This window comes from Streptomyces sp. NPDC104814 (genome assembly GCF_055583185.1).
In genome coordinates, this window is sequence record NZ_JBVJOL010000010.1 from 266,959 (window position 1) to 290,302 (window position 23,344).

Sequence of the window (23,344 nt, forward strand, 5' to 3'; positions counted from 1 at the left end):
TCAGTACCGCGTGACGGCCGTAGCCCCGCTCACGGTTCCCACAGCAATGTGCGGCTTACGACCAGGCAGAGCCCACCGCAGAATCTCCCGCATCGCGTCCTCCGGGACGGAAACGCACCCCGCCGTAGCCCCACGCCCGTGGACATGCAGGAAAATGCCTGCGCCGCGATTCCGCACCGGCGTGCGGTAGTTGAACGCCACGACGAGCGCGTAGGCGTACTGCGTGCGGTAGGTCACCAGGTGCTCGGCCTCCGCGGCCCGGCAGTCGGAGGCCAGTGGCTCGCTCCACCGGTTGTAGGCACGGGAGCCGTTGTCCTGACACCACCAGGAGTCCTGGCGCACCGGCCGGTACGGCATCCGTGTACCGTTCGGCGCCGCCTGAACGCCGAACGCGAACGGCAGGTCGTACAGCCCCGTCGGCGTCCTGTTCGTCCCCTGCCGCCGCTTCGTGCCCTCCACGAGCCCCTTCGCTCCGAACCGGGCCGGCGCCGAGCCGATCCGCACCCACCGCCCGCCGCGCAGGTCCCACCAGCTGACCGTGCCCGTCGTCGAGGTTGTGCTCGGCGCCCGGGCGACGATCAGCTGTGTGCCGCCGCCGGTGTCCCGCATCCGCGCGGGCAGCGGGGCCTCGCCGCCGGGCGCGGCACCGAGGACGGGCAGGGCCGCGCAGGCGAGGGCGGTGGCGACGACACGGGAGCGCATGGCTCAGACCGTAGACGGGGGCAGCGGAAGCGGCAGCCCGGGCAGGCCGTCCAGGCTGGTCGCGATGTGCTCCTTCTTGGTGAAGTACGCGCTGAGCGAGTCGTCGTCCTCGCGGGCGAACCGCTTGGCGTGCAGATCCCGCTCGGCGTCGTACGTCATGAACGGCACCGCGTATCCGCAGGTGTCACGGACGAGTTCGGCGTGCACGAGGATGATCGCGCGCAGGCCGTGCGGGGTCGGGTCGATGTCCGGGAAGTGGGCGAGCAGCTCCGGGAAGCGGGGGTCGTCGCGGAAGACGGGCTCGCCGCGGCCGTGCACGCGCACGATGTTCGGCGGGCCCTGGAAGGCGGTCCACATCAGCGTGATGCGGCCGTTCTCCCGCAGATGGGCGATGGTCTCGGCGTTGGACCCGGCGAAGTCCAGATAGGCGACCGTGTGCTCGTCCAGCACGGCGAAGGACCCCTTGAGCCCTTTGGGGGAGAGGTTGATCGTGCCGTCGCCGGCCAGGGGCGCGGTCGCCGTGAAGAAGAGCGGCTGCTCCTCGATGAAGGTGCGGAGCCTGCCGTCGATGCGCTCATGAGTCTTTCCCATGACTAACGATTATTCAGCAAAATTGTTCGAGTGTCTAACGAATATGGGTCCTTGTGGCGATGTCATCCGGCGCGGATTGACGAACCATGCAGAGTTCTGCATACTCATGCATGTCAGCGAATGCACTGTGAGGAGAAACCCGTGACCGAGCGCGTCGTACTCGCCTACTCAGGCGGTCTGGACACCTCCGTCGCCATCGGCTGGATCGCCGAGGAGACGGGCGCCGAGGTCATCGCCGTTGCGGTCGACGTCGGCCAGGGCGGCGAGGACCTGGACGTCATCCGCAAGCGCGCGCTCGCCTGCGGTGCCGTCGAGGCCGAGGTCGCCGATGCCAAGGACGAGTTCGCCGACGAGTCCTGCCTCCCGGCGATCAAGGCCAACGCCCTCTACATGGACCGCTACCCGCTGGTCTCCGCCCTCTCCCGGCCGACGATCGTCAAGCACCTCGTCGCCGCCGCCCAGAAGCACGGCGCCACCACGGTCGCCCACGGCTGCACCGGCAAGGGCAACGACCAGGTCCGCTTCGAGGCCGGCATCGTCGCCCTCGCCCCCGACCTGAAGTGCATCGCCCCGGTCCGTGACTACGCGATGACCCGGGACAAGGCCATCGCGTTCTGCGAGGAGAAGAACCTCCCGATCGCGACCACCAAGAAGTCCCCGTACTCCATCGACCAGAACGTCTTCGGCCGTGCCGTCGAGACCGGCTTCCTCGAGGACATCTGGAACGCCCCGATCGAGGACATCTACGAGTACACCCAGAACCCGGCCGTCGCCCGCGAGGCCGACGAGGTGATCATCTCCTTCAAGGAGGGCGTCCCCGTCGCCATCGACGGCAAGCCCGTCACCGTCCTGCAGGCCATCCAGCAGCTCAACGAGCGCGCCGGCGCCCAGGGCATCGGCCGGATCGACATGGTCGAGGACCGTCTCGTCGGCATCAAGTCCCGCGAGGTCTACGAGGCTCCCGGCGCGATCGCCCTGATCACCGCCCACCAGGAGCTGGAGAACGTCACCGTCGAGCGTGAGCTGGCCCGCTACAAGCGGCAGGTCGAGCAGCGCTGGGGCGAGCTGGTCTACGACGGCCAGTGGTTCTCCCCGCTCAAGCGCGCCCTGGACGGCTTCATCAACGAGGCCAACCAGCACGTCACCGGCGACATCCGGATGACCCTGCACGGCGGCCGCGCGGTGGTCACCGGCCGGCGCTCGGCGGAGTCGCTGTACGACTTCAACCTCGCTACCTACGACACGGGCGACACGTTCGACCAGTCCGCGGCCAAGGGCTTCATCGACATCTACAGCCTGTCGTCGAAGATCGCCGCCAAGCGGGACCTGGCCTGACCCCGTACGGGTTCACCTCACCCGCATCCGGCTGACAGCCGCCTCCCCGCCTGCAAGTGTGGGGAGGCGGTGGCACATCCGTACCTCTCTAGGAGCAACGCAGTGAGCAGCAACAGCGGTGACGTACGGCTCTGGGGCGGCCGTTTCGCCGACGGTCCCGCCGACGCCCTGGCGAAGCTGTCCGCATCCGTCCACTTCGACTGGCGGCTCGCGCCGTACGACATCGCCGGCTCGCGTGCCCACGCGCGCGTGCTGCACAAGGCGGGGCTCCTCACCGAGGACGAGCTGACCCGGATGATCGCCGGGCTCGACCGGCTGGAGGCCGACGTCGCCGCCGGCACCTTCGTCGGCACCATCGCCGACGAGGACGTCCACACCGCCCTGGAGCGCGGCCTGCTGGAGCGCCTCGGCCCCGACCTCGGCGGCAAGCTGCGCGCCGGCCGCTCCCGCAACGACCAGGTGGCGACCCTCTTCCGGATGTACCTGCGCGACCACGCCCGGATCATCGGCGCTCTGATCGCCGAGCTCCAGGAGGCGCTGATCGGCCTCGCCGAGGCCCACCCGGACGTGGCCATGCCCGGCCGCACCCACCTCCAGCACGCCCAGCCGGTGCTCTTCGCCCACCATGTCCTCGCGCATGTGCAGTCCCTGTCCCGGGACGCGGAGCGGCTGCGCCAGTGGGACGAGCGCACGGCCGTCTCGCCGTACGGCTCCGGCGCCCTCGCCGGTTCCTCCCTGGGCCTGGACCCGGAGGCGGTCGCCAAGGACCTGGGCTTCGAGCACGGCAGCGTCGGCAACTCCATCGACGGCACGGCCTCCCGGGACTTCGTCGCCGAGTTCGCCTTCATCACCGCGATGATCGGCGTCGACCTCTCCCGGATCGCCGAGGAGATCATCATCTGGAACACGAAGGAGTTCTCCTTCGTGACCCTGCACGACGCGTTCTCCACCGGCTCCTCGATCATGCCGCAGAAGAAGAACCCGGACATCGCCGAGCTGGCCCGGGGCAAGTCCGGGCGCCTGATCGGCAACCTGACCGGCCTGATGGCGACGCTGAAGGCCCTCCCGCTCGCGTACAACCGCGACCTCCAGGAGGACAAGGAGCCCGTCTTCGACTCCTGCGACCAGCTCGAGGTGCTGCTCCCGGCCTTCACCGGCATGATCGCCACCCTCACCGTCAACCGCGAGCGCATGGAGGAACTGGCCCCGGCCGGCTTCTCCCTCGCCACCGACATCGCCGAGTGGCTGGTCAAGCAGGGCGTGCCCTTCCGGGTCGCGCACGAGGTGGCCGGCGAGTGCGTGAAGGTCGCCGAGGCCGAGGGCAAGGAACTGGACGAGCTCACGGACGAGCAGTTCGCGAAGATCTCCGCCCATCTCACCCCCGAGGTGCGCTCGGTCCTCGACGTCCCCGGCGCCCTCGCCTCCCGCAACGGCCGGGGCGGTACGGCGCCCAGCGCCGTGGCCGTCCAGCTGGCGGAGGTCAAGGCGGACGTGGCGACGCAGCAGGAGTGGGCGAACGCCAAGAAGTGACCGAAGGGCATCGCGGGTTACGTTGGTCGGCAGCCGCACCGGAGCCGACCGAACGGAGCCCGCGATGCCCTTCGCGCGACTGGCCGCAGCAACCACCCCGACCTGCCACCTCGGACTGGGTCTCGCCGCCGTCGGCCGTCCCGGCTACATCAACCTCGGCCGCGACGACGACCTCGGCCAGGACCGCAGCGTCGACGCCCTGCGCGCCCGCACGCACGAACTCCTCGACGCCGCCTACGCCCAGGGTGTGCGCTACCTCGACGCGGCCCGCTCCTACGGCCGCTCCGAGGAGTTCCTCGCCGACTGGCTGAAGGCCCGCCCCGAGATCCAGGACGTCGTCGTCGGCAGCAAATGGGGCTACACCTACACCGCCGACTGGTCCACCGACGCCGAGCGGCACGAGGTCAAGGACCACAGCCTCGCCACCTACGAACGGCAGCGCGCGGAGACCGACGCACTCCTCGGCGACCGGCTCGACCTCTACCAGATCCACTCGGTCACCCCGGACAGCCCGGCCCTCACCGACAAGGACCTGCACGCCCGGCTCGCCGAGGCCGCCGCGCAGGGCGTCACCATCGGGTTCTCCACCAGCGGGCCCGCCCAGGCGGACGCGATCCGTGCCGCGCTCGCCGTGACCGTCGACGGTGAGCCCCTCTTCCGGACCGTCCAGTCCACCTTCAACCTGCTGGAGACCTCCGCCGGCCCCGCCCTCGCCGAGGCGCACGCCGCCGGACTCACGGTGATCGTCAAGGAGGGCATGGCCAACGGGCGCCTCGCCGATCCGCAGGCCCCGGACGCCCTGCGGGCCGTGGCCGCGGCCACCGGCCTCGGCTGCGACGCCGTGGCCCTCGCGTTCGTGCTGCGCCGGCCATGGGCGGGTGTCGTCCTGTCCGGCGCGGCGACCACCCGGCAGCTCGCCTCCAACCTGCACGCGGCCGTCGTCGACCTGGACGAGGAGCAGCTCACCCGGCTCGCCACCCTGGCCGAGGACCCGGCCGCCTACTGGGAGGGGCGCGGCCGGCTGCCCTGGCACTGAGTTCCCCGCGAGGGGGCCCAACCGATGAGACACGTGCGCATTCAATGAGACACGAATGTCTCATGTGGTCTATGCTTGTCTCATGGCTGTCGATCGTGACCATGTGCTGCGCAGTGCCGCGGCCCTGCTGACCCGGAAAGCCACCGCGACCATGGACGAGGTCGCCAAGGCCGCCGGGATCAGCCGCGCCACCCTGCACCGGCAGTTCGCCGGACGCGACGCACTGGTCCGGGCGCTGGAGGCGCTCGGCATCGCCGAGTGCGAGGCCGCGCTGGACGCGGCCCGGCTCGACGACGGCCCGGCAGCGGACGCCGTCCACCGGCTCGTGCGGGAGATCGAACCCGCCGCCGGGCTGATCGCCTTCCTCTACACCGAGAACCAGCTGTTCGAGGGGGAGGAGCAGAACGCCGGCTGGACCCGCATCGACGAGCGCATGACGGCCCTGTTCCGGCGCGGCCAGGCGAGCGGCGAGTTCCGCATCGACCTCACCCCGGTCTGGCTCACCGAGGCGCTGTACGGCCTGCTGGCCTCCGGCGCCTGGGCGGTGACCGAGGGCCGGGTGGCCCCCAAGGACTTCACCTACATGATCGTCGAGCTGCTGCTCGGCGGTGCACGACGCAACGACCCGATCAGAAGAGAGGAACCATGACCAGCACCCTGCAGCCGGCCGGCACGACGGAGGCGGTGAAGCGCCCGGGCCGCTGGCTCGCGCTGTCCGTCCTCGTCCTGGCCGTGCTGCTGGTGGCCGTCGACGCGACCGTCCTCGGCCTCGCGACCCCCTACATCAGCGAAGACCTCAGGCCGTCCGGCACCCAGCTGCTGTGGATCGGCGACGTCTACTCCTTCGTCATCGCCGGCCTGCTGGTCTCCATGGGCAGCCTCGGCGACCGCATCGGCCGCAAGCGGATCCTGCTCGTCGGCGCCACCGCGTTCGGCGCGGTCTCGGTGCTCAACGCCTACGCCGGCACACCCGAGCTGATGATCCTGGCCCGCGCCCTGCTCGGCGTCGCGGGCGCCACCCTGATGCCGGCCACCCTGGCCCTGATCCGCAACATCTTCCACGACCCGCGCGAGCGCAGCTTCGCCATCGGCATCTGGGGCGCCACCGCGTCCGCCGGCACCGCCGTCGGCCCGATCGCGGGCGGCTTCCTGCTGGAGCACTTCTGGTGGGGCTCGGTCTTCCTGATCAACCTGCCGGTGATGGCGGTGCTGGTGCTGGTCGGCGTCAGGATGCTGCCGGAGTCCCGCAACCCGAACCCGGGCCCCTGGGACCTGCGCAGCGTCCTGCTGTCGCTGCTGGGCATGATCGGCGTCGTCTACGCCGTCAAGGACACCGCCTCCCACGGCTTCGGCCTGCCGGCCCTCGCCGTGGGCCTCCTCGGCGCGGCGGCCCTCTACGGCTTCGTCCACCGCCAGCTCACCATGCCGACCCCGCTGCTGGACATGCGGCTGTTCCGCAACCGCGGCTTCAGCGGCGCCGTACTGGCCGACCTGCTGACCGTCCTCGGCATGTCCGGACTGGTGTTCTTCCTGTCCCAGTACCTGCAGTTGGTGCAGGGCAGGCGCCCCTTCGAGGCGGGCCTGGCCGAAGTCCCGGCCGCCGTCGGCGCGGTGGCGGCCGGTCTGATCGCCGGCCGTGCGGCGCGCCGCTTCTCGGTCCGTACGGTGGTCTCCGGCGGACTGGCCGTGGTCGGCCTCGCGCTGGCCGCGCTGACCCTGCTGGGCCAGTCGACGGGTTACCCCGTCCTCGGCACCGTGCTGCTGGTCGTCGGCATCGGCGCGGGCTTCTCGTTCACGGTGACCGCCGACGTGATCCTCTCCAGCGTCCCCAAGGACCAGGCGGGCGCGGCCTCCGCGGTCTCCGAGACGGCGTACGAACTCGGCGCCGCCCTGGGCATCGCCGTCCTCGGCTCGATCGTGACGGGCGTCTACCGGAACTTCGCGTCCCCGGCGGGCACCCCGGCCGAGGCCCACGAATCACTCGGTGGCGCGGTCGAGGCGGCCCAGGGCCTGCCGGCCGACACGGCACAGACGCTGCTGGACGCGGCCCGCCAGTCCTTCGTGGACGGCCTCGCCCTCGCCTCCGGCGTCGGCGCGGCGGTCCTGCTGGCAGCGGCAGCAGCGGCATGGTTCATGCTGCGAGGCCAACGACTGGACAACGCCGCGTAGAAGAGCCCGGAACCGCGAGGCCAACGGCTGGACAACACCGCCAAGGGGCGCGGGGAACTGCGCGACCAGCCACAACGAACCCCGAACCCGCCGTACGTCACAAGGCGAGACGGCGGGTAGGCAAAGGCGCCGAAGACCTACGCCGCTTCCTTCGCCTTGCTCGCGTACATGTCCACGTACTCCTGCCCCGACAGCCGCATCACCTCGGCCATCACGGAGTCCGTCACGGCCCGCAGCACATACCGGTCCCGGTCCATGCCCTCGTACCGGGAGAACTCCATCGGCTCACCGAAGCGGACGGTCACCTGGCCCGGGCGCGGCATCCCCGCCCCGCCCGGCTGGACCTTGTCCGTGCCGATCATGGCGAACGGCACCACCGGCGCACCGGTCATCAGCGTCAGCCGGGCGATACCGGTGCGCCCCCGGTACAGCCGTCCGTCGGGCGAGCGGGTGCCCTCGGGGTAGATGCCGAAGACCTTGCCCTCCTCCAGGATCCGGCGGCCGGTCATGAGTGCCGCGACACCGCCGCGGCCGCCGTCGCGGTCGACCGGGATCATGCCGACGCCCGTGAAGAACCAGGCCATCAGCCGGCCCTTGAGGCCCTTGCCGGTGACGTACTCGTCCTTGCCGATGAAGAACACCTGACGGTCGCAGACGACCGGCAGGATCATCGAGTCGATGAAGGTGAGGTGGTTGCCGGCGAGGATCACCGGGCCGTCGCCCGGGATGTGCTCGGCGCCCTCGACCCGGAAACGGAACATCAGGCGCATGACCGGTCCGAGCACTGCCTTGATGATCGCGAAGCGGGACAACGGGCCCTCCGGTGTCAAGGGAGTCGGTATGAGTATGTGCAGGTGAGGACGATACTCGCGGCCGGGGGGCCGGCGCACATCGGGTTCACCGAGGTCTTACGCACTGTTGACGCCGGTTTACCTGCGGTGCCGCCCTGTGGACGGCGTATGACACGCCGGTGACGATGTGACCGACGGCTCACCCGGACGCCGCACGAGTACCCCGACGGTGGGTCAGCAGCCGGGGGACGAGACGAAATACGACATCCGCAGTCATCCGTGTGTTCCCGTCAGGGCCTCCCCTTCGTCATGTGCACGCCCCTACGATCGCCGCGCACGGACATCGAGGGGCAGGAGGTCGCACATGGGCACACAGGAGTCGCGGGAGACGGAAGGGACCACGAGCGGGGGAACCGGACGGCGCGCGCTGCTCGGCGCCGCGGTGCTCGGGGCGGGCGCCTCCGTGCTGGGACTCGCCGGCACGGCGCGGGCGGCCGGCGGTGCCGCGCGCCACGGCGGCGGTCTGAAGAGCCTGCCCGTGCCGACGATCATCGGGCACCGCGGCGCGAGCGGCTACCGGCCGGAGCACACCTTCGGCTCCTACCAGCTGGCCCTCGACCTGGGCGCCGACATCGTCGAGGCCGGTGACCTGGTGCCCACGAAGGACGGCCATCTGGTGTGCCGGCACGAGCCGGAGATCGGCGGCACCACGGACGTCGCCGACCATCCCGAGTTCGCCGGCCGCAGGACCACCAAGACGCTCGACGGCGTGCCCACCACGGGCTGGTTCACCGAGGACTTCACGCTCGCCGAGCTGAAGACGCTGCGCGCGATCGAGCGCATCCCGGCCAACCGGCCGCACAACACGCTCTACAACGGCCGCTGGGAGATCCCCACCTTCGAAGAGGTCCTGAAGTGGCAGGACGAGCAGACCCGCAAGCGCGGCAAGCAGGTGTGGATCTACCCGGAGACCAAGCACCCCACCTACTTCCGCAAGCTGGGCCTCGGCCTGGAGGAGCGGGTGGCCAAGCTGCTGCACAAGCACGGCAAGGACAAGCGCACCTCGCCGGTCATCCTGCAGTCCTTCGAACCGACCAGCATCCAGCGGCTGAACAAGCTCGTCGACAACCCGCTGGTCGTACTGCTGTCGTCCGCGAACAGCCGTCCGTACGACTTCGTCGACTCCGGCGACCCGCGCACGACCGCCGACCTGATCACCCCCCGGGGCCTGCGGGAGATCGCCGGCTACGCGCAGGGCATCGGGCCCACCCTGGACCTGGTCATCCCCAAGGACGCGAACGGCGACCTCACCCGGCCCACCACGCTCGTCGCCGACGCGCACAAGGTGGGGCTGATCCTGCACCCCTACACCATGCGCAACGAGAACCCCTTCCTGTCGGCGGGCTTCCGCAAGGGGACCGACGCCGACGGCTACGGCGACGCGTTCGGCGCCTTCCGGACGTACTTCGCCACCGGCATCGACGGCGTCTTCACCGACAACGCGGACACAGGAGTGCTGGCCCGCGAGGCCTTCGTCAACGGCTGACCGACTCGTTGGAGTGACCTCACGGCCGTCCGGGCAACCCACCGCCCGGGCGGCCGCGTCGTGCCGGACATGACGCACCACGTCCCGCACGGGGCACACGACCTGCCGCATGGGGCACACGACCTGCCGCACCGGGGACACGACCTGCTCGCCGCCCTGCGTCCGCTGCTCGCCGCCGAGGCCCGTGCCGAGGCGCATGCCTGCGGGGGCGAGGCCGCGGACCTGGAGCAGGCGGTCTGGCTGCGGCTCCTCGAACGCCTCGCCACCGCGGGCCCGCCGCCCGACCCGCAGCGCTGGCTGCGCCGGGCCGTCCGCGCCGAGGCCCGCGGCACCCGTCGCACCCGGCGGCGCGAGGAGCGCTACGACGATGAGCCGGCCGGCAAGGAGCCCGGGCCGGAAGCGCTGGTGCTGGCCGCCGCGCGGGGGCGGGCTCTGCGTGCCGCGGTGCGCCGGCTGCCGGGCCGGTGCCCGCGGTTGCTGGAGGCGCTGCTGTCGCCCCGGGACCTGACATACCGGGAGATCGCGGGGGAGTTGGGTATCTCACAGGGCAGTCTCGGCCCGGAACGCTCCAGATGTCTGGGATGTCTGCGGCGTTTGCTCGTTCGGGAGGTTGCGGCGCGTTGACCGCGGGGATAGGAGTGGGGGACGACAGGTGATCAGGTGAGCGGGAGGCATGCGCACATGGGCATGAGCGTGACCATCTCTGCGGCGACCGAGCAGGATGCCGAACACATCTTCAGGCTGCAGTACCTGTGCTTCCAGAGCGAGGCCGCGCTGTACGGCAACTACCGCATCGACCCGCTCGTGCAGACCCTGGACTCGGTGCGCGAGGAGGTCGCCCGGGACTGCGTCTACGTGGCGCGGCTCGGCGACGAGGTGGTCGGCTCGGTGCGCGGCCACGTCACCGAGGACGGCTCGGCGGCCATCGGCAAGCTCTGCGTCCACCCGCGCCTGCAGGGGCACGGCATCGGCGCCCGGCTGCTGCGCAAGGCCGAGACGGTGCTCACCGACGAGCACGGCGTCACCCGGTTCCGGCTGCACACCGGCCACCGCAGCGAGGGCAACCTGCGGCTGTACCGCAAGGTCGGCTACCAGGCGGTCGGTACCGCCGAGGGCACCGACGGCGTCCGGATGATCGTCCTGGAGAAGCCGGCCGGGGTCTACGCGCAGACGGCGTGACTCAGGGTTGCTGCTGCCGCGACGCCCGCAGCCAGTAGATCGCCGAGAGCGGCAGCAGCACCGGGATGAAGACGTACCCCATGCCGTAGTCGGACCACACGGTCGCGTCGGGGAACGCCGACGGTTCCAGCAGGGTCCAGGTGCCGACGGTCAGTACGCCCGCGAGTTCCGCGGCGCAGCACCACAGGGCGGCGCGGCGAGCGCGCTCGCCGCCGCGCACCAGCGAGTACGTGATGAAGCCGTAGACGACGCCGGCCACCGCCGACAGCGAGTAGGCCAGCGGCGCCCGGTCGAACTCGGTCGCGATCTGGTAGACGGACCGCGACACCGCGCCGACCACCATCACGCCGTACAGCCACACCAGCAGCATGCCGGGCCCGCTGATCAGCCGGGCCGGCTTCTCCTGCACCGCCGTCATCTCAGCCTCCCCAGATGTCGTAGAGCCGTACTTCCAGCACGGCGAGCACCACGCCGCCGGCGGCGACGGTCACCGAACCCCACCGGGTGCGCTCGGCCAGCGACATGAACCCGGCCGCCGGGACGCACGCGAAGGCGCCCAGCAGATACGCCACGAAGATCGCCGTGCCCTGCGCCGGCTTCTCGCCCCGCGCCAGCTGCACGATCCCGACCACCAGCTGGACCACGGCCAGCAGCGAGACCACGCCCATGCCGATGAAGTGCCAGTCCTTGGTCGGCTGGTCACGATAGGCCGCCCAGCCGCACCAGGCGGCCAGCAACAGCGCGGCGACCCCGGTCACCAGCGTCAGGACATCAAGCATGCAGCGACTTTATTACGGCCGAATCGTCCCGCCGTCCGCACCCCTGCCGTCGGCGCCCGGACCGGCGGCGCCCGCCGTCACGGTCACCGTGGCGTTGGCCACAACCACCGTGCCCACGAGCCCGGCACCGACCGCCTCGCGGGCGGCCGGCCGGCCCTGTCCGTACTGGTCACCGCCGCCGGCGCCGGGACCGGTGCACGGGCCTGCGCCGCGTCCGGTGCCGTCCCACCACTGTCCACTATCCGGACAGTCCTGACCGGTCAGCACCGTACGTCTGCTTTACTGATCGCATGACCACGACGAGCGACCGCACCCCTGCGACCGAGGCGACCATGACGCCCGGTGCTCGTTGTATGTGTCGTACGCGCCGAATGTGCGCCTGCTAGAGGGCCCCCGCACCACCTGAGCCTCGCGCCCCGAAGCGAGTGCCCGCTCGTGTTCCGCCCTGCGCGGCCGAGCCCCGCCCCGCGCGCGCACGTTCCACCCCCACGGCCGCACCCCCGCGCCGAAGAACACGCCGCGCCCCGGCTGCCTTCGATTCTTCATGCCCCGTGCCCGGCGCCCACGACGTGCCGCGCACTCGACAGTGACGGAAACCCCACGTGATCACCACACAGGGCCTCACCAAGGTCTACCGCTCACGCGGCCGCGAGGTCACCGCCCTGGCCGGCGTCGACCTGCACGTCCGCGAAGGCGAGGTCTACGGCGTCATCGGCCAGTCCGGCGCCGGCAAGTCCTCCCTCATCCGCTGCGTCAACCTGCTGGAGCGCCCCACCTCCGGCACCGTGACCGTCGCCGGTCAGGACCTCACCGCCCTCGCCGGGCGCGGCCCGCGCGCCGGCCGCGAGCTGCGGCAGGCCCGCAGCCGGATCGGCATGGTCTTCCAGCACTTCAACCTGCTGTCCTCGCGGACCGTGCAGGACAACGTCGAGCTGCCCCTGGAGATCCTCGGCCGCTCCGGCAAGGACCGCTCCCGCAAGGCGCTCGAACTGCTCGACCTCGTCGGCCTCGCCGACAAGGCGGGCGCCTACCCCGCCCAGCTCTCCGGCGGCCAGAAGCAGCGCGTCGGCATCGCCCGCGCCCTGGCCGGCGACCCCAAGGTGCTGCTCTCCGACGAGGCCACCAGCGCCCTCGACCCGGAGACCACCCGCTCCATCCTGACCCTGCTGCGCGACCTCAACCGCGAGCTCGGCCTCACCGTCCTGCTCATCACCCACGAGATGGACGTCGTGAAGACGGTCTGCGACTCCGCCGCGCTGATGGAGAAGGGCCGCATCGTCGAGTCCGGCACGGTCAGCGAACTGCTCGCCACCCCCGGCAGCAAGCTCGCCACCGCGCTGTTCCCGGTCGGCGGCGAGGCCTCCGCGGACGACCGCACCGTCCTCGACGTCACCTTCCAGGGCGAGGCCGCCACCCAGCCGGTCATCTCCCAGCTCGCGCGCACCTACAACATCGACATCTCGATCCTCGGCGCCGCCATCGACACCGTCGGCGGACTGCAGATCGGCCGGATGCGCATCGAGCTGCCCGGCCGCTACGAGGACAACGTCGTGCCCATCGGCTTCCTGCGCGAGCAGGGACTCCAGATCGACGTCCTGGGCCAGGAGCCCGTGCTGGTGAAGGAAGGTGCCAAGTGACCTGGTCCGAGATGCAGCCCCTGCTGTCGCAGGCGTGTTGGGACACCCTCTACATGGTGGGCTGGTCCACCCTCATCGCCGTCGTCGGCGGCCTGCCGCTCGGCATCCTGCTGGTCCTGACGGACCGGGGCGGCCTGCTGCAGAACGTCGTCGCGAACAAGGTCATCGGCCAGATCGTGAACATCGCCCGCTCGATGCCGTTCATCATCCTGATGGTCGCGCTGATGGGCTTCACCCGCTGGGTCACCGGCACCACCATCGGCCGTGACGCGGCGATCGTGCCGCTCGCGATCGGCGCGATCCCGTTCTTCGCGCGGCTCGTCGAGACGTCCGTCCGCGAAGTGGACGGCGGTCTCGTGGAGGCGGTCCAGGCGATGGGCGGCAGCACCTGGAAGGTCGTGCGCAGCGTCCTCGTCCCCGAGTCGCTCCCGTCGCTGATCTCCGGCACCACCACCACGATCATCGCCCTCATCGGCTACTCCGCCATGGCCGGCACCGTCGGCGCCGGCGGCCTCGGCGACATCGCCATCCGCTACGGCTACCAGCGCTTCGAGACCGGACTGATGTGGATCACGGTGGCCATCCTGGCCGTCGTCATCTCCCTGCTGCAGTTCGCCGGCGACCACGCCGCCCGCACCCTGCACCGCCGCACCGGCAAAACCGGCGGCCTGCTCCTGTTCCGCCCGATGCGCGGCGTCTTCGGCGGCACGGTCGCCACCGACGCCGTCCGCAAGGGCTGAGCAACCCCGAGAACTCCCCGTTCACCTCACAACGGGGCCGCACCACCCATAAGGAAAGGCACTTTTCGTGCGTAACACCGCCAAGATCACCACCGCCGTCCTCGCCGCCGCAGCCCTCACCCTGGGCCTGTCCGCCTGCGGCTCGGACAAGGACTCCGCCAAGGACCCGAACGCCACGCTGACGGTCGCCGCCACGCCCACCCCGCAGGGCGAGATCCTCACCTACATCAAGGACAACCTGGCGCAGAAGGCCGGCCTCAAGCTCGAGGTCAAGGAGTTCACCGACTACGTGACCCCGAACACGGCCGTCCAGCAGGGCGAGGTCGACGCCAACTACTTCCAGCACAAGCCGTACCTCGACGACTTCAACAAGAAGAACGGCACCGACATCGTCCCGGTGCCCGGCGGTACGGTCCACCTGGAGCCGCTCGGCGTCTACTCCAAGAGCCTGAAGAAGCTCAGCGACCTCACGTCGGGCGCCACCGTCGCGCTGCCCAACGACACCACCAACGAGGCCCGCGCGCTCAAGCTCCTCGAGGACAACGGGGTGATCAAGCTCAAGGCCGGTGCCGGGTACTCCGCGACCCCCAAGGACGTCACCTCCAACCCCAAGAACCTGAAGTTCAAGGAGCTGGAGGCGGCCCAGCTGCCGCGCTCCCTCGGTGACGTGGACGCCGCCGTCATCAACGGCAACTACGCGCTGGAGGCCAAGCTCAGCCCCGCGAAGGACGCCCTCGCCGCGGAGAAGGCCCAGAACAACCCGTACGCCAACTTCCTCGCGGTGAAGAAGGGCGACGAGAACGACCCGCGCGTCAAGAAGCTCGCGAAGCTCCTCACCTCCCCCGAGGTGAAGAAGTTCATCGAGGACAAGTACCAGGGCGCCGTCGTCCCGGCGTTCTGAGCCCGCGCATGAGCCAACGGGGTCCACTCCCTCACCGGGGGTGGACCCCGTTGTGCGGTTCAGTGGTTACATGCTGCATGCTGGGCAGTTCAGCGGGCCCTGACGGTTCCTCAAGAAACTCCCGAAGGTTACGGAGCGTCGCATGACTAGCACCTTCCCCAACATCTCCATCAGCACGGAGCGGTTGGTGCTGCGTCCCCTCGACGAGGACGACGTGCCCGCCCTGACCGCCATGATGAACGACGAGCAGACCGCCGCCTGGACCGACGTGCCCCAGCCGTTCACCGAGGACGGCGCCCGGCAGTGGATCACCGAGTACGCGCCCGCCGAGCGCACCACGGGACGCGGCCTCGACCTCGCGGTCACCGAGTTCCTCACCCAGCGCCTGGTCGGCGTCGTCCAGCTCACCAAGACCAACTGGCACATCCGGTCCACCGAACTGTCGTACATCGTCGCCCCGTGGGCGCGCGGCGAGGGCTACGCCTCCGAGGCCGCGCTCGCCACCGCCCAGTGGCTCTTCAACGACCAGAAGTTCGAGCGCATCGAACTGCGCACCGCCGCCGACAACACCGCCTCCCAGCAGGTCGCCCAGAAGATCGGCTGCATCAGCGAGGGCGTGCTGCGCAACGCCTGCATAGTCCACGTCCGCACCGAGGACGGCACGTGGACCGACGTGCGTACCGACTTCATCGTGTGGAGCCTGCTCCCGGAGGACCTCGAGGGAGCCGACGAGCAGCTCGCCGACACCAGCGGCTTCGCGCCGTACTCCGACTGGAACTGAGCCGCGGCACCCCACCAGGTACGCTCAAAGCCGCCCCCGGGCCCAGCACCCCTGACGACCTGCGCAAACCTGGAGACTGACGACGATGGCCGACCGGGTCACGGTGATCGGCTGGGACGGCTCGCCGCTGACCGACGCGGCACGCGCCGCCCTCGGCGCCGCCACGCTGGTGGCCGGTGCCGCCCACCACCTCGCACTGCCCGAGGTACCGCCCGGCGCCGAACGCATCCGGCTGGGCAGCGTCGCCCTCGCCGCCCGCCGCATCGCCGGCCACCGCGGCACCGCCGTCGTCCTCGCCGACGGCGACCCCGGCTTCTTCGGCGTCGTGCGCACCCTGCGCGCCCCCGAGTTCGGCCTGGAGGTCGAGGTCGTTCCCGCCGTCTCCTCCGTCGCCGCCGCCTTCGCCCGCGCCGGCATGCCCTGGGACGACGCCCTGGTGGTCGTCGCCCACCCCCGCACCCTGCGCCGCGCCGTCAACGTGTGCCGCGCCCACACCAAGGTCGCCGTCCTCACCGCCCCCGGCGCAGGCCCCGCCGAACTGGGCCTGCTCCTCGAAGGCGTCCACCGCACCTTCGTCATCTGCGAGGAGCTGGGCACCGAACGCGAACAGGTCTCCGTCGTCACCTCCGACAAGGCCGCCGACCACACCTGGCGCGACCCGAACGTCGTCATCGTCATCGGCGGCCGGGCCGGCGCCGCGGAGGACGGCGGCTGGATCGCCGGCCGCGACCCGGCCACCGCGCCCCGCGGCTGGACCCTGCCCGCCGACGCCTACGACGGCGACCTCGGCGAGGGTGAGACCGAGTCGCTGCGCGCCGCGCAACTCGCCCGCCTCGGACCCCGCGTCGGCGACCTCGTGTGGGACATCGGCTGCGGCTCCGGCGCCTTCGCCACCGAGGCCGCCCGCGCCGGTGCCGCCGTCCTCGCCGTCGACCGCGACCCGGACGCCTGCGCCCGCACCGACGCCGCCGCCCGCCGCCACGGCGTCCAGCTGCAGATCGTCCACGGCACCGCCCCGCAGGTCCTGGAAGACCTCCCCGAACCCGACGTCGTACGGGTCGGCGGCGGGGGAGCGGCCGTCGTCTCGGCCGTCGCCGACCGCCGCCCGCAGCGCATCGTCACCCACGCCGGCACCCGCGACGCCGCCGAACTCATCGGCCGGGACCTGACCGAGCACGGCTACCAGGTGCAGTGCGCCCTGCGGCAGTCCGTCGAGCTCGACACCCGCGCCTGGACCGAGACCGAGCGGAGCGTGGCGTTCCTGCTCACCGGGGTGCTCGCGGACCGAACCCCGTGATCGGCTTGTCGTATCGCGGGGTAGGCTGGCCGATCGTCGTACCGCAACCGGTCGCCCGGCGCTGCGCCGGTCAATGTCCGTAAAAACCGGCTCGTTTCGGGGCGGGTGTGGTACGGCAGAACGCGTGGATGCGCAACGTGGCGCAGTCCACAGCGGGCTGTCGCGGATCACGCTGTCGCGACGGCGCAACGGCCGGGACAATGCCACTGAATGGCTTTGTCGCCTTTTGCGGGCGGTCGTTCGTGCCGCTGGGCACGCCCGCTCGTTCTTCACTGCGGGGCGGTCGGTGCGCCGTTCCGGGTGAACTGGTCGTAGAGGCACTAACCGATGGGCGAGGGGTACGCATGACCGACACCGGCCAGGTCCCGGGCGAGGGGCTGCCGGAGAACGCAGGCACGGTGGAGCAGCCGGGCGTCTCCGCGCCCGGTGCGTACGCCTACCTCTCCGAGAGCCCCGCCGAGGACGAAGACCTGTTGCTGCCCGGCTCCCACGGGGCCTGGGGCAACGAGGTGGCGCCGCCCGCCCCCGAGCCGGTCGTCGAGGCCGTGCACGAGCCGGGCCCGCACGAGCTGTCCGGCCGCGACAGCGGCTCCGTCGACCTGAACGGCGTACGGCTCCCGGGTCCGGCGCCCCAGCGGACGGCGCCCACCCGGCCCATCCCGCCGATCACCCCCCGCCGGCCGCTGCACCTCGGCCCGCCGATCCCGGACGCCTCCGCGAGCCCGGTCCGCTCCCTCGCCGACCGCGGCCCCGCCGACGCCCCGCTCCGGCAGGCGGCCCCGCCCACCGCCGGACCCGAGTACTTCGACACCCCGCAGCAGGCCGGCGCTCCGGCATCCGCGGAGGCCGCGCCGTGGCCCGCGCAGGTCCAGGTGGCCGCCGGACCGGCCCCTGCCGAAACGGTTGACCCGGCGGCGGCCCCGCAGCCCGGCCCGGTGGACGCGGCCCAGGCCGCCGTGGCCCGCCTCACGACGGAGGCGGTCACGGCGACGGGCAGCCATGTGCTGCCGCCGCAGGTCCAAGAGGCGGTGACGGAGGCGGCGGCGCACGGCGTGGCCGCTGCCGAGGCCGAGACGCAGGCGCCGGCCGAGGTGCCCGCTCCTGCGGAGGCTCCGGCTCAGGCGTCGGCTCAGGTACCGGCGCCGACCGAACTGCCCGAGGCGGTGCAGCCGGAGCAGGAGACGCCGGCTGCTGCCGAGCCCGTCGTCGCCGAGGCGTCGGTGCAGGACACGGCGGCAGGGACCGGTGCCGAGGCGGTCCCGGCCGACGCAGCCGCGGACGTCGCCGCCACGGCCGCGCAGACCCAGGCCGACGCCCCGGAGCAGCCGGCCGCGGCCGAGACCGTCGAAGCCCCGGGCGCCGAGAACGCGCCGGCGGATGCGCCGACGGAGGACGGCCCTGCCGGGGCGGAGCCTGCCGTGGCGGAGGCTGCGGTGGTGGAGGCTGCCGTGGTGGAGCCGACTGACGAGCCCGCCGTGGCGGAGTCGCCGGCGACGGAGCCGGCCACGGCGGGGGAGACCGCCGCTGTCCCGCTGAGCGAGGACGCCGCCGCGCCGACGGCCGAGCCGGTCGCCGCCCCGGAGCCCGTCGATGCCGCCCAGCCCGCCGCCGCTCCGGCCGTGGAACCGGCACAGCCCGCCGCTCCGGCCGCCGAGGCCACTCCGGTCGCCGAGCCTGCGCTCGCCGTCCAGCCGCTCCCGGCCGACGCCACGCCTGCCGAGCCGGTCGCTGCCGACGCGACCCAGGCCGCCGCCGCGCCCGTGGCGCCCGAGGCAGCCCAGCCGGTGGCCACCCCGGCCGAGGCGCCGCAGACTCCCACGGCGCCGCCGGCTCCCGAGGCGCCGCAGGCTCCCGAGGCGGCGCAGGCGGTTTCCGAACTCCCCGCCGAGGCGCACACGCCCGAGCCGACGGCCGCCGCCGAGGCACCGTCGGCCGACGAGTCGTCGCCGGCCGATGCCCAGGCAACCGACGCCCCCGAGGCGCAGGGCACCGACGCGGCCCCGGCGGACACCGCCACCGCCCCCGGGGCCCCCGCCGCAGCGCAGGCACCCGAGGTCCCCGCGACGCCCGACGCGCAGCCCGTTGCCGTGGCACCGCAGGCCGAGGCGCCCGCCGCCACCCCCGCTGAAGCGCCCGCGGCCCCGGCTTCGGAGGCCCCCGCACCGGAGGCAGCCGAGCCGGCAGCCGAGGCCCCGCAGACTCCCGAGCCTGCCGCCCCCGAGGCCCCCCAGGCATCCGAGCCGACCGCCGACGCCGCCGACGCTGCTGCAGCCGCCGCTGCCGAGCCGGTCGCCGCCCCGGAGCCCGCCGCCGAACCGGCCCCCGTCGAGCCCACCGCTGCCCCGCCGGCCCCCGCGGAGGCCGACCAGGCCCCGGAGCCCCCCGTCGTGGCAGCACCCCGGCCCGCCGAGCCCACTGCCGAGGCTTCGCTGCCCACCGCCGAGGCCCCGCTGCCCGACGCGAACGCCCCGGCCGCCGAGCCGGACGCCGCCGCGTCCCCGCAGCCCACCGACGCCCCGGCCGCCGACCCGGGTACCGCCCGGGTCGCCGCCCCGCAGGACGCGTCCGCCGCCGCACACCCCCCGGTGGCTGTCGCCGCAGCTCAGGAGACCCCCCTGCCGACCCCGGACGAAGCGGCGCAGCCCGCGCCCGCCCCGGCTCCTCAGCCGGACACCCAGATCACCGCCACCGCGCCCGTCCAGGGCCCGCAGGTGCCGCAGCCGCAGGACGTCCCGCAGCCGGCGGTGGCCGTCGCCGCCCCGCAGGCCCCGCAGCACGCCGTGCCGCAGGCCGCCGCACCCGGGGCAGCGCAGCCCGCTCCCGCCGCCGTGCCCGCGCCCTCCGAGGCGCAGCCGGCCGCGTTCGACCCCGCGGCCGCGCTGCCGCTCGGGCAGTTCGTGCCGGTCGACGGACAGGTGCCCACCACTCCGCACCTCGCCCCGACCCCGCCGCACCCCCTCACCGTGCCCGTGGAGGAGCAGGTCGCCCCGGTCCCGGCCCCCCGTGAGGCCGAGGCCGACGCCGGTGTCGTCCAGCACGCGGACGAGCTGCGGACGACGGCCGCGGACCAGGAGGACCTGGAACCGCGGGAAGACCAGGAACAGCCGGAACCCCGGGACGACCGGGACGACGAGAGCAAGGCCGCCGTGGCAGAGACACCAGAGTCCACCGGCCCGGCGGCGCCCGGCTACGACGAGGCCGAACGCGAGGCCGTGCTGAAGGTGATGCGCGAGCGCCGCGACATCCGCAACGGCTTCCGCAGCGACCCCATCCCGCACGAGGTGCTGCTGCGCGTCCTGGAGGCCGCGCACCACGCGCCGTCCGTCGGCCACTCCCAGCCGTGGGACTTCGTCGTCATCCGCTCCGCCGACACCCGCCGTGCGATGCACGAGCTGGCGATGCGGCAGCGCGACGCGTACGCCAAGTCGCTGCCGAAGGGCCGGGCGAAGCAGTTCAAGGAACTGAAGATCGAGGCGATCCTCGACACCCCGGTGAACATCGTGGTCACCGCCGACCCGACCCGCGGCGGCCGCCACACCCTCGGCCGCCACACGCAGCCGCAGATGGCGCCCTACTCCGCCGCGCTCGCCGTGGAGAACCTGTGGCTCGCCGCCCGCGCCGAGGGCCTCGGCGTCGGCTGGGTCAGCTTCTTCGACGAGCGCGAGATGGTCCGCGCCCTCGGCCTGCCCGAGCACCTGGAGGTCATCGCCTACCTGTGCGTCGGGTACGTCGACGAGTTCCCGGACGAGCCCGAGCTGATGCAGGCCGGCTGGTCCAAGCGCCGCCCGCTGTCCTGGGTCGTGCACGAGGAGACGTACGGCCGTCGCGCGCTGCCCGGCGAGGAGCCGCACGACCTGCTCGCCGAGACGGTCGCGCAGATCCGCCCGCTGGACGCCAAGGCTCTCGGCGAGGCGTGGGAGCGGCAGAAGCGGATGACCAAGCCGGCCGGTGCGCTCGGCATGCTGGAGATCATCTCCGCGCAGCTGTCCGGGCTGTCCCGGCAGTGCCCCCCGCCGATCCCGGAGCCCGCGGCCGTCGCGATCTTCGCGGGCGACCACGGTGTGCACGCCCAGGGCGTCACCCCCTGGCCGCAGGAGGTCACCGCCCAGATGGTGGCCAACTTCCTGGGCGGCGGCGCGGTCTGCAACGCCTTCGCGAACCAGGTCGGCGCCGAGGTGTGCGTCGTGGACGTCGGTGTCGTCGCCGACCTGCCCGCCACGCCCGGTCTGCTGCCGCGCAAGGTCCGCGGCGGTACGTCCGACATGACCACCGGCCCCGCGATGACCCGCGAGGAGGCCAAGAAGGCCATCGAGGTCGGCATCGAGACCGCCCGCGACCTGGTCGCGGCCGGCAACAAGGCGCTGCTCACCGGCGAGATGGGCATCGCCAACACCACCGCGTCCGCCGCGCTGATCTCCGTCTACACCGGCGCCGACCCGGCCGAGGTCACCGGCCGCGGCACCGGCATCAACGACGAGACGCTCGCCCGCAAGACCGAGGTGGTCCGCCGCGCACTGGAACTGCACCAGCCGGACCCGGCCGACCCGATCGGCGTGCTCGCGGCGATCGGCGGCTTCGAGCACGCGGCCATGGTCGGCCTGCTGCTCGGCGGTGCCTCCCTGCGGACGCCGGTGATCCTCGACGGCGTCAGCGCGGGCGCCGCGGCCCTGGTGGCCCGCGCCATCGCGCCCGAGGTGCTGGCCGCCTGCATCGCCGGTCACCGCAGCGCCGAGCCCGGCCATGTCGCCGCGCTCAACAAGCTGGGCCTGCGCCCCCTGGTCGACCTCGACCTGCGCCTCGGTGAGGGCACCGGCGCGCTGCTCGCCCTGCCGCTGGTGCAGTCCACGGCCCGGGCGATGCACGAGGTGGCGACGTTCGACTCGGCCGGCGTCACCGAGAAGTAGGCGACCCGCCGCCGCAGAAGCAGGCGACCCGCCACGGGCGGTCCGGCGTTCAGCTGCCGGACCACCCGTGCGCCCCGCCCCGCCCACCGCCTAAAATCCGCACGTCAGGGCCGCTCCGGAGCCGCAGCGCGCCCCACCGCACCGCTGCACGAGGAGCCGTCCCTCATGGCCGAACACCCCGCCTACCCCGTAGGACTCCGCCTCACCGGCCGTCGCGTGGTCGTCCTCGGCGGCGGCCAGGTCGCCCAGCGCCGCCTGCCCGCCCTCATCGCGGCCGGCGCTGACGTCCACCTCGTGTCGCCCGGGGCGACCCCGTCGGTCGAGGCCATGGCCGACGCCGGCGAGATCACCTGGCACCGGCGCCCCTACCAGGACGGCGACCTCGCCGAGGCCTGGTACGCCCTGATCGCCACCAGCGACGCCGACGCCAACACCGCCGCCTCCGCCGAGGCCGAACGGCACCGCGTGTGGTGCGTGCGCTCCGACGACGCCGACGCGGCGACCGCGTGGACACCGGCCACCGGTCACAGCGAGGGCGTCACCGTCGCCGTACTGACCACGAACGCCCGCGGCCGCGACCCCCGCCACACCGCCGCCATCCGCGACGCGGTGGTCGAGGGCCTGCGGGACGGCACCCTGGTCGCCCCGCACCACCGCACCCGCACCCCGGGTGTCGCCCTGGTCGGCGGCGGCCCCGGCGACCCGGACCTGATCACCGTGCGCGGCCGCCGGCTGCTCGCCGAGGCCGACGTCGTCATCGCCGACCGCCTCGGCCCGCGCGACCTGCTCGCCGAACTCCCGCCGCACGTCGAGGTGATCGACGCGGCGAAGATCCCCTACGGCCGGTTCATGGCCCAGGAGGCCATCAACAACGCGCTGATCGAGCACGCCAAGCAGGGCAAGTCGGTCGTCCGGCTCAAGGGCGGCGACCCGTACGTCTTCGGCCGCGGCATGGAGGAACTGCACGCGCTCGCCGAGGCGGGCATCCCCTGCACCGTCGTGCCCGGCATCTCCAGCTCGATCTCCGTCCCCGGCGCGGCCGGCATCCCGGTCACCCACCGCGGAGTCGCCCACGAGTTCACCGTCGTCAGCGGGCATGTCGCGCCCGACGACGAGCGTTCCCTGGTCGACTGGCCTTCGCTGGCCAAGCTGACCGGCACGCTCGTCGTCCTCATGGGCGTCGACAAGATCGGCAAGATCGCCGAGACGCTCGTCGACCACGGCAAGTCCCCGGACACCCCGGTCGCGCTCGTCCAGGAGGGCACGACGGCGGCGCAGCGCCGCGTCGACGCCACCCTCGCGACGGTCGCGGAGACCGTCCGCGCCGAGGACGTGAAGCCCCCGGCCGTCATCGTCATCGGCGAGGTCGTGAAGGTGGGCCCGACCCCGTAACCCGGCAGCCCCCTCACCCGCGCCGCCCGCTCCG

20 protein-coding genes are annotated in these 23,344 nt (G+C 72.6%); 15 read left to right on the forward strand and 5 right to left on the reverse strand.

Going from position 1 to position 23,344, the window contains the following annotated elements; genetic code table 11:
* Both ACZ64A_RS29600 and ACZ64A_RS29605 read right to left on the reverse strand, forming a co-directional pair.
* Window positions 1-702 (reverse strand): L,D-transpeptidase family protein, encoded by a 702-nt coding sequence (locus ACZ64A_RS29600; protein ID WP_469814665.1) that lies wholly within the window; start codon window positions 700-702, stop codon window positions 1-3.
* 3 nt (window positions 703-705) lie between these two features.
* Window positions 706-1,293, reverse strand: a complete 588-nt coding sequence (locus ACZ64A_RS29605; RefSeq protein WP_469814667.1) for a pyridoxamine 5'-phosphate oxidase family protein — start codon at window positions 1,291-1,293, stop codon at window positions 706-708.
* Between the two features lie 141 nt (window positions 1,294-1,434).
* On the opposite strand from ACZ64A_RS29605, the gene ACZ64A_RS29610 reads away from it, so the two are divergent.
* From ACZ64A_RS29610 to ACZ64A_RS29630, 5 genes are all read left to right on the forward strand, one after another.
* Window positions 1,435-2,628 carry an argininosuccinate synthase gene (locus ACZ64A_RS29610; RefSeq protein WP_469814669.1) on the forward strand — a complete coding sequence of 398 codons (1,194 nt, stop codon included), beginning with the start codon at window positions 1,435-1,437 and terminating at the stop codon, window positions 2,626-2,628.
* Between the two features lie 102 nt (window positions 2,629-2,730).
* Window positions 2,731-4,158, forward strand: coding sequence for an argininosuccinate lyase (gene argH / locus ACZ64A_RS29615; RefSeq protein ID WP_469814671.1), 1,428 nt, complete (start codon window positions 2,731-2,733; stop codon window positions 4,156-4,158).
* A gap of 64 nt (window positions 4,159-4,222) precedes the next feature.
* Window positions 4,223-5,194: an aldo/keto reductase gene (locus tag ACZ64A_RS29620; RefSeq protein WP_469814673.1), complete on the forward strand. Its 972-nt coding sequence runs from the start codon at window positions 4,223-4,225 to the stop codon at window positions 5,192-5,194.
* A gap of 82 nt (window positions 5,195-5,276) precedes the next feature.
* On the forward strand, window positions 5,277-5,843 hold the full coding sequence (locus tag ACZ64A_RS29625) for a TetR/AcrR family transcriptional regulator (protein ID WP_469814675.1): 567 nt from the start codon (window positions 5,277-5,279) through the stop codon (window positions 5,841-5,843).
* Entirely contained in the window at window positions 5,840-7,363 is a 1,524-nt protein-coding gene (locus ACZ64A_RS29630; protein ID WP_469814676.1) for an MFS transporter, read from the forward strand. The genes ACZ64A_RS29625 and ACZ64A_RS29630 overlap by 4 nt, the downstream gene beginning before the upstream one ends.
* Before the next feature lie 137 nt (window positions 7,364-7,500).
* On the opposite strand, the gene ACZ64A_RS29635 is transcribed toward ACZ64A_RS29630, so the two are convergent.
* Window positions 7,501-8,175: a lysophospholipid acyltransferase family protein gene (locus ACZ64A_RS29635; RefSeq protein ID WP_469814678.1), complete on the reverse strand. Its 675-nt coding sequence runs from the start codon at window positions 8,173-8,175 to the stop codon at window positions 7,501-7,503.
* A 343-nt stretch (window positions 8,176-8,518) separates the two neighbouring features.
* Between ACZ64A_RS29635 and ACZ64A_RS29640 the strand changes: the two genes are divergently transcribed.
* From ACZ64A_RS29640 to ACZ64A_RS29650, 3 genes are all read left to right on the forward strand, one after another.
* Window positions 8,519-9,700 carry a glycerophosphodiester phosphodiesterase gene (locus ACZ64A_RS29640; protein ID WP_469814680.1) on the forward strand — a complete coding sequence of 394 codons (1,182 nt, stop codon included), beginning with the start codon at window positions 8,519-8,521 and terminating at the stop codon, window positions 9,698-9,700.
* Between the two features lie 69 nt (window positions 9,701-9,769).
* Entirely contained in the window at window positions 9,770-10,324 is a 555-nt protein-coding gene (locus ACZ64A_RS29645; protein WP_469814682.1) for an RNA polymerase sigma factor, read from the forward strand.
* A gap of 57 nt (window positions 10,325-10,381) precedes the next feature.
* Complete coding sequence (locus ACZ64A_RS29650; protein WP_469814822.1) at window positions 10,382-10,879, forward strand: GNAT family N-acetyltransferase; 498 nt, start codon at window positions 10,382-10,384, stop codon at window positions 10,877-10,879.
* Window position 10,880: 1 nt separating this feature from the next.
* On the opposite strand, the gene ACZ64A_RS29655 is transcribed toward ACZ64A_RS29650, so the two are convergent.
* Window positions 10,881-11,297: a hypothetical protein gene (locus ACZ64A_RS29655; protein ID WP_469814684.1), complete on the reverse strand. Its 417-nt coding sequence runs from the start codon at window positions 11,295-11,297 to the stop codon at window positions 10,881-10,883.
* A gap of 1 nt (window position 11,298) precedes the next feature.
* Window positions 11,299-11,658: a hypothetical protein gene (locus tag ACZ64A_RS29660; protein WP_469814685.1), complete on the reverse strand. Its 360-nt coding sequence runs from the start codon at window positions 11,656-11,658 to the stop codon at window positions 11,299-11,301.
* 602 nt (window positions 11,659-12,260) lie between these two features.
* Between ACZ64A_RS29660 and ACZ64A_RS29665 the strand changes: the two genes are divergently transcribed.
* From ACZ64A_RS29665 to cobA, 7 genes are all read left to right on the forward strand, one after another.
* Complete coding sequence (locus ACZ64A_RS29665; protein WP_469814687.1) at window positions 12,261-13,295, forward strand: methionine ABC transporter ATP-binding protein; 1,035 nt, start codon at window positions 12,261-12,263, stop codon at window positions 13,293-13,295.
* Window positions 13,292-14,035 (forward strand): methionine ABC transporter permease, encoded by a 744-nt coding sequence (locus ACZ64A_RS29670; RefSeq protein WP_469814688.1) that lies wholly within the window; start codon window positions 13,292-13,294, stop codon window positions 14,033-14,035. Before ACZ64A_RS29665 ends, ACZ64A_RS29670 begins: the two co-directional genes overlap by 4 nt.
* 67 nt (window positions 14,036-14,102) lie before the next feature.
* Window positions 14,103-14,936 carry a MetQ/NlpA family ABC transporter substrate-binding protein gene (locus ACZ64A_RS29675; protein ID WP_469814690.1) on the forward strand — a complete coding sequence of 278 codons (834 nt, stop codon included), beginning with the start codon at window positions 14,103-14,105 and terminating at the stop codon, window positions 14,934-14,936.
* 142 nt (window positions 14,937-15,078) lie between these two features.
* The gene (locus tag ACZ64A_RS29680; protein ID WP_469814691.1) at window positions 15,079-15,717 is read left to right on the forward strand and encodes a GNAT family N-acetyltransferase; all 639 of its coding nucleotides are present in this window, start codon (window positions 15,079-15,081) and stop codon (window positions 15,715-15,717) included.
* 85 nt (window positions 15,718-15,802) lie between these two features.
* The gene (cbiE, locus tag ACZ64A_RS29685; protein WP_469814693.1) at window positions 15,803-17,014 is read left to right on the forward strand and encodes a precorrin-6y C5,15-methyltransferase (decarboxylating) subunit CbiE; all 1,212 of its coding nucleotides are present in this window, start codon (window positions 15,803-15,805) and stop codon (window positions 17,012-17,014) included.
* A 344-nt stretch (window positions 17,015-17,358) separates the two neighbouring features.
* On the forward strand, window positions 17,359-21,918 hold the full coding sequence (gene cobT / locus ACZ64A_RS29690; protein ID WP_469814694.1) for a nicotinate-nucleotide--dimethylbenzimidazole phosphoribosyltransferase: 4,560 nt from the start codon (window positions 17,359-17,361) through the stop codon (window positions 21,916-21,918).
* Between the two features lie 165 nt (window positions 21,919-22,083).
* Window positions 22,084-23,310, forward strand: coding sequence for a uroporphyrinogen-III C-methyltransferase (gene cobA, locus ACZ64A_RS29695; protein ID WP_469814696.1), 1,227 nt, complete (start codon window positions 22,084-22,086; stop codon window positions 23,308-23,310).
* Window positions 23,311-23,344 lie beyond the last annotated feature (34 nt).

Bases quoted from the DNA above. Each gene is read 5' to 3' on its own strand.
- ACZ64A_RS29600 (WP_469814665.1), bottom strand. From the start codon at position 702: ATGCGCTCCCGTGTCGTCGCCACCGCCCTCGCCTGCGCGGCCCTGCCC.
- ACZ64A_RS29605 (WP_469814667.1), bottom strand. From the start codon at position 1,293: ATGGGAAAGACTCATGAGCGCATCGACGGCAGGCTCCGCACCTTCATC.
- ACZ64A_RS29620 (WP_469814673.1), top strand. From the start codon at position 4,223: ATGCCCTTCGCGCGACTGGCCGCAGCAACCACCCCGACCTGCCACCTC.
- ACZ64A_RS29625 (WP_469814675.1), top strand. From the start codon at position 5,277: ATGGCTGTCGATCGTGACCATGTGCTGCGCAGTGCCGCGGCCCTGCTG.
- ACZ64A_RS29630 (WP_469814676.1), top strand. From the start codon at position 5,840: ATGACCAGCACCCTGCAGCCGGCCGGCACGACGGAGGCGGTGAAGCGC.
- ACZ64A_RS29640 (WP_469814680.1), top strand. From the start codon at position 8,519: ATGGGCACACAGGAGTCGCGGGAGACGGAAGGGACCACGAGCGGGGGA.
- ACZ64A_RS29645 (WP_469814682.1), top strand. From the start codon at position 9,770: ATGACGCACCACGTCCCGCACGGGGCACACGACCTGCCGCATGGGGCA.
- ACZ64A_RS29650 (WP_469814822.1), top strand. From the start codon at position 10,382: ATGGGCATGAGCGTGACCATCTCTGCGGCGACCGAGCAGGATGCCGAA.
- ACZ64A_RS29655 (WP_469814684.1), bottom strand. From the start codon at position 11,297: ATGACGGCGGTGCAGGAGAAGCCGGCCCGGCTGATCAGCGGGCCCGGC.
- ACZ64A_RS29660 (WP_469814685.1), bottom strand. From the start codon at position 11,658: ATGCTTGATGTCCTGACGCTGGTGACCGGGGTCGCCGCGCTGTTGCTG.
- ACZ64A_RS29680 (WP_469814691.1), top strand. From the start codon at position 15,079: ATGACTAGCACCTTCCCCAACATCTCCATCAGCACGGAGCGGTTGGTG.
- cbiE (WP_469814693.1), top strand. From the start codon at position 15,803: ATGGCCGACCGGGTCACGGTGATCGGCTGGGACGGCTCGCCGCTGACC.
- cobT (WP_469814694.1), top strand. From the start codon at position 17,359: ATGACCGACACCGGCCAGGTCCCGGGCGAGGGGCTGCCGGAGAACGCA.
- cobA (WP_469814696.1), top strand. From the start codon at position 22,084: ATGGCCGAACACCCCGCCTACCCCGTAGGACTCCGCCTCACCGGCCGT.